This is a genomic window from Actinophytocola oryzae, from assembly GCF_004364325.1.
Classification (GTDB): domain Bacteria; phylum Actinomycetota; class Actinomycetes; order Mycobacteriales; family Pseudonocardiaceae; genus Actinophytocola; species Actinophytocola oryzae.
This window is the reverse complement of record NZ_SOCP01000014.1, coordinates 1-14,609: the sequence shown is the minus strand read 5'-3', so window position 1 is coordinate 14,609 and position 14,609 is coordinate 1. Positions and strand designations below refer to the sequence as shown.

At 70.3% G+C, this 14,609-nt stretch carries 14 protein-coding genes; 7 read left to right on the top strand and 7 right to left on the bottom strand.

Annotated elements, in window-relative coordinates; genetic code table 11:
* The first annotated feature begins 47 nt into the window (after positions 1–47).
* A complete protein-coding gene (locus CLV71_RS31740) occupies positions 48–1,775 on the top strand; it encodes a sensor histidine kinase (RefSeq protein WP_133906577.1) in 1,728 nt (575 codons plus the stop codon).
* On the opposite strand, the gene CLV71_RS31735 is transcribed toward CLV71_RS31740, so the two are convergent.
* The 5 genes from CLV71_RS31735 to CLV71_RS31715 form a co-directional block, all read right to left on the bottom strand.
* Complete coding sequence (locus tag CLV71_RS31735; protein WP_133906576.1) at positions 1,766–2,422, bottom strand: response regulator; 657 nt, start codon at positions 2,420–2,422, stop codon at positions 1,766–1,768. The two genes, CLV71_RS31740 and CLV71_RS31735, sit on opposite strands and share 10 nt — an antisense overlap.
* 97 nt (positions 2,423–2,519) lie before the next feature.
* Positions 2,520–3,587, bottom strand: coding sequence for an acetate/propionate family kinase (locus CLV71_RS31730; protein WP_133906575.1), 1,068 nt, complete (start codon positions 3,585–3,587; stop codon positions 2,520–2,522).
* Positions 3,587–5,962 (bottom strand): phosphoketolase family protein, encoded by a 2,376-nt coding sequence (locus CLV71_RS31725; protein ID WP_243866834.1) that lies wholly within the window; start codon positions 5,960–5,962, stop codon positions 3,587–3,589. Before CLV71_RS31725 ends, CLV71_RS31730 begins: the two co-directional genes overlap by 1 nt.
* An 88-nt stretch (positions 5,963–6,050) precedes the next feature.
* The gene (locus tag CLV71_RS31720) at positions 6,051–6,650 is read right to left on the bottom strand and encodes a DoxX family membrane protein (RefSeq protein ID WP_133906573.1); all 600 of its coding nucleotides are present in this window, start codon (positions 6,648–6,650) and stop codon (positions 6,051–6,053) included.
* Positions 6,651–6,769: 119 nt separating this feature from the next.
* Positions 6,770–7,063 (bottom strand): hypothetical protein, encoded by a 294-nt coding sequence (locus CLV71_RS31715; RefSeq protein WP_133906572.1) that lies wholly within the window; start codon positions 7,061–7,063, stop codon positions 6,770–6,772.
* Between the two features lie 152 nt (positions 7,064–7,215).
* On the opposite strand from CLV71_RS31715, the gene CLV71_RS31710 reads away from it, so the two are divergent.
* The 3 genes from CLV71_RS31710 (at position 7,216) to CLV71_RS31700 (ending at position 10,358) form a co-directional block, all read left to right on the top strand.
* Positions 7,216–7,554, top strand: coding sequence for an HPF/RaiA family ribosome-associated protein (locus CLV71_RS31710; protein ID WP_133906571.1), 339 nt, complete (start codon positions 7,216–7,218; stop codon positions 7,552–7,554).
* Between the two features lie 143 nt (positions 7,555–7,697).
* Positions 7,698–8,336 (top strand): CBS domain-containing protein, encoded by a 639-nt coding sequence (locus CLV71_RS31705; protein WP_243866880.1) that lies wholly within the window; start codon positions 7,698–7,700, stop codon positions 8,334–8,336.
* 150 nt (positions 8,337–8,486) lie between these two features.
* Positions 8,487–10,358: a TIGR04190 family B12-binding domain/radical SAM domain protein gene (locus CLV71_RS31700; RefSeq protein ID WP_166664330.1), complete on the top strand. Its 1,872-nt coding sequence runs from the start codon at positions 8,487–8,489 to the stop codon at positions 10,356–10,358.
* 88 nt (positions 10,359–10,446) lie between these two features.
* Here the strand turns inward: CLV71_RS31700 and gap are convergent, their stop codons facing one another.
* Together gap and CLV71_RS31690 are read right to left on the bottom strand one after the other, a co-directional pair.
* Entirely contained in the window at positions 10,447–11,466 is a 1,020-nt protein-coding gene (gap, locus tag CLV71_RS31695) for a type I glyceraldehyde-3-phosphate dehydrogenase (protein ID WP_133906568.1), read from the bottom strand.
* Positions 11,467–11,470: 4 nt separating this feature from the next.
* The gene (locus CLV71_RS31690) at positions 11,471–12,484 is read right to left on the bottom strand and encodes an Acg family FMN-binding oxidoreductase (RefSeq protein WP_133906567.1); all 1,014 of its coding nucleotides are present in this window, start codon (positions 12,482–12,484) and stop codon (positions 11,471–11,473) included.
* Positions 12,485–12,656: 172 nt separating this feature from the next.
* On the opposite strand from CLV71_RS31690, the gene CLV71_RS31685 reads away from it, so the two are divergent.
* Genes CLV71_RS31685 through CLV71_RS31675 form a run of 3 tightly spaced genes read left to right on the top strand, consistent with a single transcriptional unit; the run spans position 12,657 to position 14,518 of the window.
* Complete coding sequence (locus CLV71_RS31685) at positions 12,657–12,926, top strand: DUF1918 domain-containing protein (RefSeq protein WP_133906566.1); 270 nt, start codon at positions 12,657–12,659, stop codon at positions 12,924–12,926.
* Positions 12,923–13,531: an Rv1733c family protein gene (locus tag CLV71_RS31680; protein WP_133906565.1), complete on the top strand. Its 609-nt coding sequence runs from the start codon at positions 12,923–12,925 to the stop codon at positions 13,529–13,531. Before CLV71_RS31685 ends, CLV71_RS31680 begins: the two co-directional genes overlap by 4 nt.
* 27 nt (positions 13,532–13,558) lie before the next feature.
* On the top strand, positions 13,559–14,518 hold the full coding sequence (locus CLV71_RS31675; RefSeq protein ID WP_133906564.1) for an Acg family FMN-binding oxidoreductase: 960 nt from the start codon (positions 13,559–13,561) through the stop codon (positions 14,516–14,518).
* Positions 14,519–14,609 lie beyond the last annotated feature (91 nt).

The following is a 14,609-nucleotide window of genomic DNA, read 5'->3' as shown; positions in this document are numbered from 1 at the left end:
TCTCGATAGGCTGGACTCGTTCACATCGCGAGAGCGGGGTTGCCACCATGCCCGACACCGCGGACGAGGCCGGACCACGCCGGTCGTCGATGGGTGTGTCGTTGGCCGGGCTCCGGCTGGACGAGTTGCTGGCCGAGCTGCAGGACCGGCTCGCCGAGATCGGCAAGACCCGTGACCGGCTACAGGGCCTCCTGGACGCCGTGGTCGCGGTCGGCGCCGGGCTGGAGCTGGCCGGAACGCTGCGGCGGATCGTGCGGACGGCCGTCGAGCTGGTGGACGCGCGGTACGGGGCGCTCGGTGTGCTCGGCGACCACGACGGGCTGGCGGAGTTCGTCTACGTGGGGATCAGCGAGGACGTCCGAGCCGAGATGGGTCACCTGCCGGAGGGCAAGGGCCTGCTGGGGCACCTCATCGAACAACCCGTTCCCATCCGGTTGCGTGACCTGGCCGCGCATCCCTCGTCGGTCGGCTTCCCGCCCAACCACCCGCCCATGCACAGTTTCGTGGGTGTGCCGGTGCGGGTGCGGGACGAGATCTTCGGCAACCTCTACCTGACCGAGAAGCACGGTGAGGTCGAGTTCAACGACGACGACGTCGTGGTGCTGGAGGCGTTGGCCGCGGCAGCCGGTGTGGCGATCGAGAACGCGCGGCTGTTCGAGCAGGCCAGGCGACGGGAGCGCTGGCAGCACGCGTCCGGCGAGGTCAACGCGTTGCTGCTGGGGGGAGCGGACCGCGCGGAGGCGTTTGACCTGATCGCGCGCCGCACGTGTGAGCTGTCCGGGTCGGACACGGCGCTGATCCTGCTGGCCGGCGAGGCGAGCGACACGCTGCGTGTGGAAGCCGCGGCGGGGTCGAGGGGTGCGGAGATGATCGGCCGGGCGTTGTCTGCGGCCATCCCGGTGATCACGACGGTCATCACCGACCGCGAGCCGGCGGTCTACGGCGACTTCGCGGAGGCGCTGGGGTCGGAGGCCGGTCTGTTCAGCGAGTTCGGCCCGGCGGACGTGGTGCCGTTCGGCTCGGCGACAGGCACGTCCGGGTTGTTGCTGGCGTTGCGGAACAAGGACGGTCGCCGGTTCACCGGGGAGCAGCTGCCGATGCTGGCGTCGTTCGCCACGCAGGCGGCGCTGGCGTTGGAGCTGGCGGACAAGCAGCGCCAGCAACGCATGCTGGACCTGCTCGCCGACCGCGACCGGATCGCGGGCGACCTGCACGACCACGTGATCCAGCGCCTCTTCGCGTCGGGGATGAGCCTGCAGTCCATCGTGGGGCTGATCGGTGACCCCGAGGCCCGCAACCGCGTGACCAGCGTGGTCGGCCAGCTGGACGAGACGATGCGGGAGATCCGCACGTCGATCTTCGACCTGCACACCTCCGGCGAGGAGAACCCGAAGAGCCTGCGGCGGCGGATGCTCGACCTGGTGGCGGAGACGAGCGCGAACACGGAGATGTCGCCGTCGGTCCGGATCTCCGGGGCGGTGGACACGCTGGTGCCCGCGAAGGTCGGCGAGCACGCGCTGGCCGTCCTGCGTGAGGGCGTGAGCAACGCGATCCGGCACGCGCGTGCGTCCGACATCGTGGTGACCGTCGAGGCGGGTGCCGAGCTGATCGTCGGTGTGACCGACAACGGTGTCGGCATGCCGGCCACCGTGGCCCGCAGCGGCCTGCTCAACCTCGAACGCCGCGCGACCGAGTGCGGCGGCAAGGCCACGATCGCACCCAACCCCACCGGCGGCACCCGCCTGGTCTGGCGAGTGCCGCTGCCTCAGCCGTGATCGCCGTCGTGCTTGCGGGTCCGTAGCTCGGCCGCGAGTGCGGCGGCCTGTGTGCGGCGCTGCATGCCCAGCTTGTTGAGCAGGTGTGAGACGTAGTTCTTGATCGTCTTCTCGGCGAGGAACATGCGTTCGCCGATCTGGCGGTTGGTGAGCCCCTCGCCGATCAGGTCGAACACCATCCGTTCCTGCTCGGACAGCTTGTTCAGCGGGTTCTGGTCCTCGCGCTCGCGGCGGATGCGGTTCATGAGCGCCGCGGTGGTCCTCGGGTCCAGCAGCGAGCCGCCCGCGCCGACCGTGCGGATGGCGTTGAGCAGGTCGAGGCCGAGCACCTGCTTGAGCACGAACCCCGACGCGCCGGCCATGATCGCGTCGAACAGGGCGTCGTCGTCGGCGTAGGAGGTGAGCATCAGGCAGTTCAGGTCCGGCATCTCCGACTTGAGGTCCCGGCACAGCTCGATGCCGTTACCGTCCGGCATCCGCACGTCCAGCACCGCCACGTCCGGTGTGACCTGCGGTGCCCGCGCCAGCGCCTCGGCCACCCCCGCCGCCTCACCCACCACCTCGAGGTCCTTGGCGGTGCCGATCAGGTCGGCGATGCCCCTGCGCACGATCTCGTGGTCATCGACCAGGAACACCCGAACCGTCATCGCGTTGTCCTCCTTGTTGTCTGCCGCAACGGTATGCCCACGCGCAAGCCCTCCGCCGTGGTCCGACGGCATCAACGGACGGGGACGAAAGTCCCTTTCACAGAACCGACCGAACCTGTCGAGCGATTTCGACGTCCTCGCGAGCCGGCAGTACCAGTGTGCGGACGGTGGCGTCGCCTGCGGAGATGTCGGTCGCCCCGCCCTCGTTGGCCTCCGTGGACACCCGGACCCCGAGAAAGCCGAGCCCGTCCGAGGCGGCAGCTCGCACCACCGGCTGGTGTTCGCCGACCCCGCCGGTGAACACCAACACGTCCAGCCCGTCCATGGCCGCCGCCATGGCCGCGATCTCTCCCCGCAGCCGGTGGACGTAGACGTCGAACGCCAGGCGGTCGGCCGGGTAGCCGCTCGTGGCGATGTCGCGGAGGTCGCCGCTGCCGCCGGCGAGCCCGGCCAGGCCGCTGCGGTGTTCGAGTACGTCGGAGAGTTCGTCGGCGTCAATCCCGCTGTGGTGCAGCAGCCACAGCACCAGGCCGGGATCGACGTCTCCGGACCTGGTGGCCATCACGAGTCCGGCCAGCGGGGTGAACCCCATGGTGGTGTCGACCGAGCGCGTGCCGGCGATGGCGGCGAGCGAGGCACCCGAGCCCAGGTGACAGCTGACGATCCGCAGGTCCGGGCCCGCCAGTTCGGCCACGCGCCGTGCGATGCAGGCGTGGGACAGGCCGTGGAAGCCGTACCGGCGAAGGCCCCACCGCTCGTTCCACTCGCGGGGCAGGGCGTAGGTCGCGGCGGCGGCCGGGAGGTCGTGGTGGAAGGCGGTGTCGAAGCACGCGACCGCCGGCACCCCCGGCAGGACCGCGCCCACCGCGTCGATGCCGGCCACCCCGCGTGGCTGGTGCAGCGGCGCCAGCTCGGCGAGGTCCGCGATCGCGTCGCGGACTTCCTCGTCGAGGCGGACCGGACCGGTGAACCGGCCGCCGCCGTGCACGATCCGGTGACCGACCGCGTCCACCCCCGGCAGCCGGTCGACGAACGCCGAGAGGTCCCGGGTCTCGTCCTCGCCGGACCACCATTCGAGGGTGACCGAGTCGAGCACCCGGTCCGGCTCGTCCAGCAGCGCGAGCTTGAGACTGGACGAGCCGGAGTTGACGACGAGGACGAGCATCAGAAGGGCCAGACCCAGTCGCGGACCTCGGGGAGGTCCTCGCCGTGCTCGCGGGTCCACACGTGGTGGCGGGCCCGCAGGTCGACCATTCGCTGCCGCAGCAGCGCGGTACGCGCGCCGAGACCGGGCACCTGGTCGAGCACGTCCATGACCAGCCGGAACCGGTCCATGTCGTTGATGACCAGCATGTCGAACGGTGTCGTGGTGGTGCCTTCCTCCTTGTAGCCGCGGACGTGGATGTTGTGGTGGTTGTGGCGGCGGTAGGTGAGGCGGTGGATCAGCCACGGGTAGCCGTGGTAGGCGAAGAGCACCGGCTTGTCGGTGGTGAACAACGCGTCGAACTCGGCGTCGGTCATGCCGTGCGGGTGCTCGGTTTGCGGCTGCAGGCGCATCAGGTCGACGACGTTGACCACGCGCACGGTCAGATCGGGCAGGTGTTCGCGCAGGATCGCGGTGGCGGCCATGACCTCCAGCGTCGGCGCGTCTCCCGCGCAGGCCAGCACGACGTCCGGCTCGGTGTTGATGTCGGAGCCCTGCTCGTTGCCGGCCCAGTCCCAGATGCCCGCACCTCGGGTGGCGTGCAGGACGGCCTCGTCCATCGGCAGCCAGTCGGGGCTGTCGTTCTTGCCCGCGACGATGACGTTGACGTAGTCGCGGCTGCGCAGGCAGTGGTCCCCGACCGACAGCAGCGTGTTGGTGTCCGGCGGCAGGTAGACGCGGGTGACCTCGGCCTTCTTGTTCATGACGTGGTCGATGAAGCCCGGGTCCTGGTGGGAGAAGCCGTTGTGGTCCTGCCGCCAGACGTGCGAGGTGAGCAGGTAGTTCAGCGAGGCGACCGGGCGCCGCCACGGCAGCTTCTTGCTGGACTTGAGCCACTTCGCGTGCTGGTTGAACATCGAGTCGACGATGTGGATGAACGCCTCGTAGCAGGAGAACAGCCCGTGCCTGCCGGTGAGCAGGTAGCCCTCGAGCCAGCCCTGGCACAGGTGCTCGGACAGCACCTCGACGACCCGGCCCTCCGGCCCGAGGTGCTCGTCGACCGGCAGGACCTCGGCCTCCCACTGCTTGTCGGTCACCTCGTACACCGCGTCGAGCCGGTTGGACGCCGTCTCGTCCGGTCCGAAGATCCGGAAGCTGGTCGAGTTGTCCCGGGTCACCTCGCGGAGGAACCGGCCGAGCACACGGGTCGGCTCGGACACCGTCGCGCCGTGCTTCTCGACGTCCACGGCGTAGGCGCGGAAGTCGGGCAGCTGGAGGGGTTTCAGGAGCAGCCCGCCGTTGGCGTGCGGGTTGGCGCCCATCCTGGCGCCGCCGTCCGGCACCTGGGCCAGCAGCTCGGCCACCGGCTGCCCGTGCTCGTCGAACAGCTCCTCGGGACGGTAGGACCGCAGCCATTCCTCCAGCATCGCCAGGTGTTCCGGGACGTCCCGCACGCCGGCGAGCGGCACCTGGTGTGCCCGCCAGGTGCCGGTCACCGGCACACCGTCCACTTCGGCCGGTCCAGTCCACCCCTTGGGGGACCGCAGGACGATCATCGGCCAACGCGGTCGCCGGTGGTCACCCGACCTGGCGCGCTGCTGGATGGCGTCGATCTCGTCGAGCACCGCGTCGAGCGTCGCGGCCATGTCCTGGTGCATCTGCCCGGGGTCCGACCCGGTGACGTAGTGGGGCGCGTAGCCGTAGCCGCGCAGCAGGGCGTCCAGCTCGTCCTGGGGGATGCGGGCGAGGACCGTCGGGTTGGCGATCTTGTAGCCGTTGAGGTGCAGGATCGGCAGGACGGCGCCGTCGTGCGCGGGGTTGAGGAACTTGTTGGCGTGCCAGCTGGTCGCGAGTGGACCGGTCTCGGCCTCGCCGTCGCCGACCACACAGGCGACCACCAGGTCGGGATTGTCGAACGCGGCGCCGTAGGCGTGCGCGAGGGAGTAGCCCAGCTCGCCGCCCTCGTGGATGCTGCCGGGCACCTCGGGTGCCACGTGGCTCGGCACGCCGCCGGGGAAGGAGAACTGGCGGAACAGCTCACGCATGCCGTGCTCGTCGCGGGGCACACCGGGGTTCGCCGATGTGTAGCTGCCCTCCAGCCACGTGTTCGCGAGCATCGCAGGACCGCCGTGACCGGGACCGATCACGTTCATCATGGTCAGGTGTCGATCGCGGATCACGCGGTTGAGGTGCGCGTAGAGGAAGTTCAGGCCGGGCGTGGTGCCCCAGTGCCCCAGCAGCCGCGACTTGATGTGCTCGCGGCGCAACGGCTCGCGCAGCAGCGGGTTGTCCAGCAGGTAGATCTGGCCGACGGACAGGTAGTTCGCCGCCCGCCAGTACGCGTCCAGCACCCGCAGCTCTTCCTGGCTCAGTGGTGCGGTCAAGGTCTCGGTCAACGGTCTTCTCCCTGATCTCGGCCTGCTCGTGGTTCCGCCGGCCACCGTCATCGGGTGGCCGGCGGAACCGGATGGGTTGGTCGGGTGCTCAGCGCAGCCACGGGTTCTTCCTGACGAGGTCGAGGTTCGCCCACGCCTTGCCGAATCCCCAGGTGTTCCCCGCGGCGACGAGTGCCAGCGTGATCAACACCAGTGCGTAGATGATGTGGTAGTCGATGATCGGGTTGGTGGACATGGTCGGCTGGCCGGCGTCGGTGAACCGGGCCAGCGGCCACTCAGCCAGCCACATGAACAGCATCATCAGGGCGCCGGACACCGCCGCGACGCGCATGCCGATGCCGAGGACGACGGCGATGCCGACGCCGGCGAGGCCGAGCATGAACAGCCAATCGACGAAGCCCGCGCCTGCCCAGCTGCGGAACATGTCGGCGAACGGTCCGTGGTCGAGGTTGCCGAGGAAGCCCTGGGTGGGTGATCCACCGTTGATCCACGACCGCTCGGCGGCGGTCGCGTAGCCCCAGCCGAAAGTCTTGTCCAGGAACGCCCAGACGAAGACCAGACCTGTCACGACACGGAGCACGGCCGCGACGGGACCCACGACGGTCGACGCGGTGGCCGGAGCCTGCGCCTCGGCGGTCTGCTGGACCGGGGTGTTCCTGTGCTGCCGCGGGTGGTCCTTGATGGACATTGCTGCCTCCCTTTTCTCTTGCCTTCGATACAAGTCTCGGCGGGTGAGCGGTCGCGCTCTGGAGTCCAAGGTCCCCGTGTCGTCGGCTTTGGTCCTGTTCCGACCCTGCCGGGGTGTGCTCACCCCGGCGACGCGGGTCGCCCGGCCTGGCCCGCCTTCCCGTCGCGCAGCAGGTTGCTCAGCCGGCACGCGCTCATCGGGTCTAGCGTGGGCGGGGGAGTCCTCGGTTCCGGCACGGGCGGCTCTGGCGTGGACACCTCCGGCGACACGCGCCCCTCTGACGCGGTCAGCCCCAGCATGTCGAGGAGCAGGGCGAGATCCTCGGCGTCGTGTGCCTGGCAGGCAACTGTGCGGGCGGCTCGATGCCGTTGCCACGCGCGGGACATCGGCCTGGGGTTGTGGTCGGTCGCCATGGCTCCACGATCAGCCGTGGCGTGCCGGGGCGGACAGCGACGAAGGTCCCTGCCCGCATGGCCTTTCGACCGCTTCGCGGGTACGCGCCGCCGGACACCCTGGCCGCATGATGACCATGCGGGAAACAGTTTCAGGAGGGGACGGTGCCGCGATGACGGCGAAGCAGGTGGTCGAGCTGCCGGAACCGGTCCTGGTCGTTCGGGGTGAGTTCGGCGACGGGCTGGTGGAAGTGGTCGGGCGAAAGGTTGCCACCATCGCGAAGCACGCGCACGAGCCGGTGCTGGCGATCCGCTTCGAGTTCGACCGGCACACGGATCCCGCCGTCGCCGACCCGGTGACCGTCCACGCCTCCGTCGACGTCAACGGCAGGCTGGTGCACGCGACCGCCACCGGACGAGGTGCTCGCGACGCACTGGACCTGGCCGTCGACCGCGTCACCCGGCAGCTGGACGACCGTCCGCACGCGCACCGCCGCCAGCGGCGGCACTAGCCGTCGGGGGCCTTTGGTCCCACGGCTCGGGGCGTTGGTGCTCTGTCGCCGGGCAGGCGGTGGGACTTTCCTGGGAGAGAAGGCGACTTGCCGTGACCCGTGGGGAAGGAGAAGTGATGTGGGAGCCAACCGTTGAGTCCGTGATGACGAGAGAGGTCGTCACCGCTCGGCCAGGGACGGCGTTCAAGGAGCTGGTCGCACTGATGAACGAGCATCGCGTCAGCGGGTTGCCCGTCGTCGACCGCGCGGGCCGGCCGGTCGGGGTCGTCTCCGAGGCGGACACGCTCGTCAAGCAGGAGCACCTGACCACCGCGACCAAGCCGCTGTTCGGCCGGCGGCGCAGGGACCGGTGGCGTCGGGCCACGGGCCGCGACGCGAAGGACCTGATGACCGCGCCCGCGATCACCGTCGCGGCGGACGCGACGGTCACCGCGGCCGCGCGGCTGCTGGCGGAGAGGAACGTCCGCCGGCTGTGCGTCGTCGACGGCGACGGCCTGCTGGTCGGCGTCGTGTCCCGCCGGGACGTGATCGGCACGTTCCTGCGCGACGACGACGCGATCCGCGCCGACGTGGAGGAGTACGTGTTCAAGAGGGGCATGTGGTTGTTCCCCGGCAGCCTGACCGTCGAGGTCGCCGCCGGAGTGGCCACATTGGACGGTCAGGTGGAACGCCGGACGACGGCACAGATCGCCGGCCAGCTCACCGAGGCCGTGGCCGGGGTCGTCGGTGTGCACAACAACGTGCGCTACGAGCTGGACGACACCGTGACCAGCCCGCTGTGACCCGACCGGGGGTTCCGCGGCCAGCACCCCCGTGGTGCTGGCCGCGGCCGTGTTCACCCGGGATGCGCGCGGTCGGTCAGGCCGTTCGTCGATACCGGGTGGGCACAGTGACTCTGGCCGGCCGGTCCTGCCTGCCGAATGCTCAGGACCATGGGAGATGTCGAACGCGGTACGGCGACCGGCGCCCGGTCGTCGACGACCATGACGCGGCTGCGGCGCGTTTTCGGCGTGGACATGGTGTTGTTGCACGCGCCGTCGGTGTGGGACTTCCGCGACGAGGTCATCGTGGCGGGCCCGCTGGCGGACGTGATCCCGTCCACGACCGAGTTCGAGATGTACCCGGTCGGGCTGACGAGCATCGCCGCGTATCTGGAGGCGAACAACTACAACGTGCGCATGGTCAACCTCGCCTACCGCATGCTGAGCAGGCCGGGCTTCGATGTGCCGGCCAGGATCGCGCGATTGCGCGCGCCGGTGTTCGGCATCGATCTGCACTGGCTGCCGCACGCCAACGGCGCCCTGGGTATCGCCGAGCTGGTCAAGAAGATCCACCCGGAGTCGAAGGTCCTGCTGGGCGGGATGTCGGCGAGCTACTTCCACCGGGAGCTGATGGACAACCCGGCGATCGACTTCGTGCTGCGCGGCGACTCCACCGAGGAGCCGTGCCGGCAGCTGTTGCAGGCGCTGCGTGAGGGCACGCCCCTGTCGGAGGTACAGAACCTGACCTGGCGCCGCGACGACGGCACGGTCGTGGAGAACCCGCTGTCGTTCGTGCCCGCCGACCTGGACTGGGTCGACGTCCCGGCGTACGAGTTCATGCTGCACGCGGTGTTCAAGTACGGCAGCCTGTCGGACTTCCTGCCCTACCTGCGGTGGCTGCGCTACCCGTCCACCATGCTGCTCAACTCCCGCGGCTGCCCCTACGACTGCGCGGCCTGTGGCGGTGGACGGACCGGCTACGCGACGGTCGCCGGCCGGGCCCGCGTGGGCCTGCGGTCACCGGAGAAGCTCGTCTCCGACGCCCAGCTGATCTCGACGTTCTCCCGTGCCCCGATCTTCATGGTGCACGACCCGCGTGCCGGCGGCATGGCCCGCGCGCGCCGCTTCTTCGAGCTCTTCGCCGCGTCCGGGGTGCCGAACGAGCTGGTGACCGAGGTCTTCTTCCCCGCAGACCGTGACTTCTTCCGCATGGTTCGCCGTGCCACCAAGGGGTGGAGCCTGCAGATCACCATCGAGTCCCACGACCGGCTGGTGCGCAGGATCAACGGCAAGTTCCCCTGTGGCAACGAAGCCGTCGAGCGAACCATCGCGGCCGCCCTCGCCGAGGGCTGCGGGAAACTCGACCTGTTCTTCATGGTCGGCCTGTCCGGGCAGACACCCGAGTCCGCGATGGGCACCGTCGACTACTGCCGCCACCTGGTGGAGAGGTTCGGCGCGGACCCGCGGCTGCAGTTCTACGTCGCGCCGCTCGGCCCGTTCCTCGACCCCGGCAGCAGAGCCTACGAACACGCCTCCCGACTCGGCTTCCGCCGCCGGTTCACGACCCTGGCCGAGCACCGCACCGCGCTGCTCGGACCCACCTGGCAGGACATGCTGTCCTACGAGACCGACTGGATGACCCGTGAACAGATCGTCACCACCACCTACCGGGTCGGCGCGGCGCTCAACGACCTCAAACGCCGGGCGGGGCTGATCGACGAGGCCACCCACGCCACGGTCGGCGCCCACCTGCGGACCGCGGTCCGTGTCCTGGCCGAGGTCCAGGCGCTGTCCACAGTGTCCGAACCTGAACGGCAACGGCGACTGGCCCTGGTAACCAAGGCGCTGAGCGCCGCCAACAGCGCCAACCTCGTCGCCGAGGACGAGCTGAGGTGGAAGACCGCCAACGGTATCCGGGTCAGCTTCCTGCTGCTCCGGCGTCTCGCCGAGGCCCTCGCCCGGGAGACCGGCCGTGGCATGGCTCGCTACCACGGTCGGTACGACACCCACATCGCGACACCGCGCTGCCTGCCGCCACCTTGACCCGGCGGCGTCCGTCCTCGTGTCCCGCCGCGGACGAAGTGCGTGGAGAAGCCCCCGGCCACCCGCCGGGGGCTTCTCCACACGATGGTCACATCGCCCGCGCCATCAGGTTGGCGAGGTCAAGAGTGCGGTTGGCGTAGCCCCATTCGTTGTCGTACCAGCCGAACACCTTGACGAGATCACCCTCCACCTTGGTCAGGGACGAGTCGAGGACGCACGACGCCGGGTCGCCGATGATGTCCCGGGAGACGATCGGGTCGTCGGTGTACCGCATGATCGACTTGAGCCTGCCGCTCGCCGCGTCGGCGAACGCGCGGTTGACCTGGTCCGCGGTGACACCGCGGGCCGCGACCCTGACGGTGAGGTCGGTGAGCGAACCGTCCTCCACGGGTACGCGGACGGCGATGCCGTCGAGCCTGCCGGCGAGTTCCGGCAGCACCTCGCCGACCGCGGCAGCCGCGCCGGTGCTGGTCGGGATCATGTTCACCGCTGCGGAGCGGGCCCGGCGCGGGTCCTTGTGCGGGCCGTCGAGGAGGTTCTGGTCGTTGGTGTAGCTGTGGATCGTGGTCATCACCCCGTTCACCACGCCGAACGCGTGGTGGAGCACCCAGAGCATCGGTGCGAGGCAGTTGGTGGTGCACGACGCGTTCGACACGACGTGGTGGTCGGCCGGGTCGTAGACGTCCTCGTTGACACCCATGACGATGGTCGCGTCCACACCCTTGCCAGGGGCGGCGATGATGACCTTGCGCGCGCCCGCGGTCAGGTGGGCTGCCGCGGCGTCGCGGGTACGGAACCTGCCCGTCGACTCGAGCACGAGGTCGACACCCAGGTCACGCCAGGGCAGGTTGGCGGGATCGCGTTCGCTGGTGACCCGGATGCTCTGGCCGTTGACGGACATGGCGCCGTCCCGGGGGTACACGGGTACCCGCCACGGCCCGTAGGTGGAGTCGTGGCGCAGCAGGTTGGCCAGCGTGGCGGGATCGGTGAGGTCGTTGACCGCGACGATCTCGATGCCCAGCTCGCCGTTGTCGACGCGCTCGGTGGCCGCGCGCAGCAGGTCCCGCCCGATGCGCCCGAACCCGTTGATACCGATGTGGACTGTCATGTTCTCACCTCTCGTACAGGCATGCGCCCGGTAGATAGCCGACGGTGTCCTCGGTCCTGCGGACCGGGCTGTGCGGTAGGAGGGGCGCCGAGGTCGGCGCCCACCCGACGCGCAGGATCAGGTGGGGGTACGCGGTGCCGTCGAGCACCTGGTCGCGGATGGTGGTGCGGGTGTCGGTGACTTCAAGGGGTTGCGACAGCGGGCAGGTGGCGAGTCCGAGGTCGGTGGCCGTCAGCAGGGCCGCGCTGGCAGCCTCTCCGGCGCGCAGGACCGCGAGCGTGTCGTCGTCCCGCGACGCGAGCACCAGGAGCCGGCCACCGTCCTCCTCGCCCCGGCCGGTCGGCGCGTCACCAAGCGAGCCGCCGGGGAACGCGCGCATCGCGGTGTCGTCGTGCCGGGTGGGAACGGGTGTGCCGCTGACGGTGAGCACCCCGTCGTGGGCGGCGAAGCTGCTGCGGCTCCACGAGGCCACCTCGAGCAGGTAGTCGGGGTCGTCCGCCTGGTGTAGCGCGGCTGCGTCGATGGCGCGGGTGAGCCGCCACCGGGTCGCGCTGTCCGTGACCGGCACCAGCAGGCCACCCGCGTGGGCGGCGCGCCGCACCAACAGGTCGAGGTGTTCGGCGGGCACCTCCCACGAGGTGAAGCGGCGGCGGTCGGTGCGGCGTCGGGGGAGGGCGCCGGCGAGCGCGATGTCCTCGTCGGTGGGTTCGCTCGGCCGCATCACGACCGTGGCCAGGTGGTCGGGGTCGTGCTCGTCGGGCAGGTAGTGGACGACCGCCTCCCAGCCGGTCGCCACCAGCGCCGTCCGCAGGTGGTGAAGTGCCGCCCCGCAGGACAGCAGCAGGTCCCGGCCGTCGGGGTCGGTCGCCGGCACGTGGCGGGTCCGGTCGGCCACGAGGTGCACGGAGGTGTCGCCGACCAACCAGCGCCAAGGCTGGGTGTTGTGCACCGAGGGGGCGCGGTTGGCGAGTCCGACGGCGGCGAGCACGGTGTTCCGGTCCGGTTCGACGGAAGTCATGTAAGCCTCCCTTCCTGCCGTCCACAGTTGTGCGTGGGACGTGGTCGCGGCAGGGCTGTTGTGCCCCTGTGTCAGGTGCCTTGGGCCCTCGGGGCGAGGACCTCCGTCTCTGCCGGAGCACGCGGCTCGCGGGGAGCATTGAGGTGCCCAGAGATCGGGGAAAGGACGAGCGATGCACGCCAAACCGGGTGACTGGCTGATCGTCGAGATCGCCGGAACCGACCACGCCGCCCGGCGCGCCAGGATTCTGGACGTCGGCTCTCCGGACGGCACGCCGCCGTTCACCGTGCGGTGGCTGGACACCGAGCGCGAGGGACTGGTCTTCCCCGGTGACGGTGCTCGCGTGCTGACACAGGAGGAACTCACCGCACTGGACGCACGAGTAGCCGACCGGGCCACCAGGCTCCAGCGGCTCGTCGCGCATCCGGAGGCGACGTCATGAAGGCCACACCACCGTCCCCGTTCCTGCGGCTCGTCCGGTTGCTGCGGCCCGGCCGGAACCCACTGGCGCGCGGTGTCGACCGGATCGAGGGGACCACCCTGCTTCTGTTGTCGCTACTGGCTCTGGTGCTGTTGCCGGTGATGCTGACGTTCGGATCGCTGACCTACGAGAACCTCTCCGCACAACAGGCCCGGCAGGTTCGCGACAGGCATCAGGTGGTCGCCGTGCTCACCAGCCACGTGCCAGAGGAGACCGCCGGCGCGCCCGGTTACGTCGCCGCAGGCGGCGCGAAGGTGCCAGCCCGCTGGCGGGCGCTGAACGGAACGGTCCACACCGGACTGGTCTGGGCTGACGAAGGGCTGAGGGCCGGCACCGAGGTGCGGGTGTGGCTCGACGGGTCGGGTCGGCCCACGGACCCGCCTCTGTCCACGGTGGACATGGCGGGTGCGGCCGTGCTGGTGGCCGGGTTCGGCTGGCTCACCGCCGTCGGACTGCTCGCGTTGAGCGCCACCGGCCTGCACCGGCTGTTCGAACGGTACCGCGTCCGAGCCTGGGACGACGAATGGGCCCGGACCGAACCGGACTGGCGACAGCGAAGCCGCTGAGCGACGACGAGCCACAGGAGCAATCCCATGACCACCACCGAGGTGATCGAGCAGGCGTTGCGCGCGGCCGTCCGCGCGCCGTCGGTCCACAACACGCAGCCGTGGCGGTTCGTGGTGACCCAGCCTCTCGTCGAGCTGCACCTCGACCGCGACCGGGTACTGCCCGTGGTCGACCCGACCGGCCGCGAGGCGCGGATCTCCTGCGGCGCGGCGCTGTTCAACCTGCGTCTCGCGTGCCAGGCAGCCGGTTTCGCCGCGGTGGTGGATCCGTTGCCCGATCCCGCTCGCCCGGACCTGCTGGCCGTGCTGCGCGTGAGTGCCTCGCGACCCGCGACCCCCGAGCAGACGACGCTCGCGCACGCGATCACGCGCCGGGCGACCAACCGCAGGCCGTTCAACGACCGGCCCGTCCCGCCGGCCCACCTCCGGGCGCTGGTCCGGGCCGCCGAGGTCGAACGCTGCCACCTCGTCGTGCTCGACACGCCCAAGGGACTGGGCACCTTCGCCACCTTGTTGCGACGCGCCGACCACGTCCAGGAGCAGGACCCGATCTTCCAGCGAGAGCTTCGCGACTGGACCGACGGGGGAGCGGACGGCGTGCCACGCGCCGCCGGTGGCCCACGTCCGGAGGTGGGATCGCTGCTCGCACTGCGCCAGTACCCGCCGGAGTCCACAGTGGAGCGTCCGTACGAGCGCGACCCGCTCGTGGCCGTCCTGGTCACGCACGGCGACACCCCGAGGGACCACCTCCGTGCCGGGCTGGCCATGCAGCGTGTGCTGCTGACCGCGACCGTGGTGGGACTGAGCGCGTCGTTCCTGTCCCAGCCGGTCGAGGTGCCACACACACGCACCGCGCTGCGGACACTGTTGGACCTGAGTGGGCAACCCCAGACCGCACTGCGCGTCGGCTACGGCCATCCTGCCGCGCTGACCCCCCGTCGACCGGTCGACGCGGTGACAACGCTCGGAACGGAGGTGCCGTCATGAGACACCTTCTGTCAACCTCAGGCCGCTGTGGGCGGTTGAAGGGCCTTGGAGCGGTTGCGAATGTGAATGTTCTCGTCGTAGCGGACGCCTT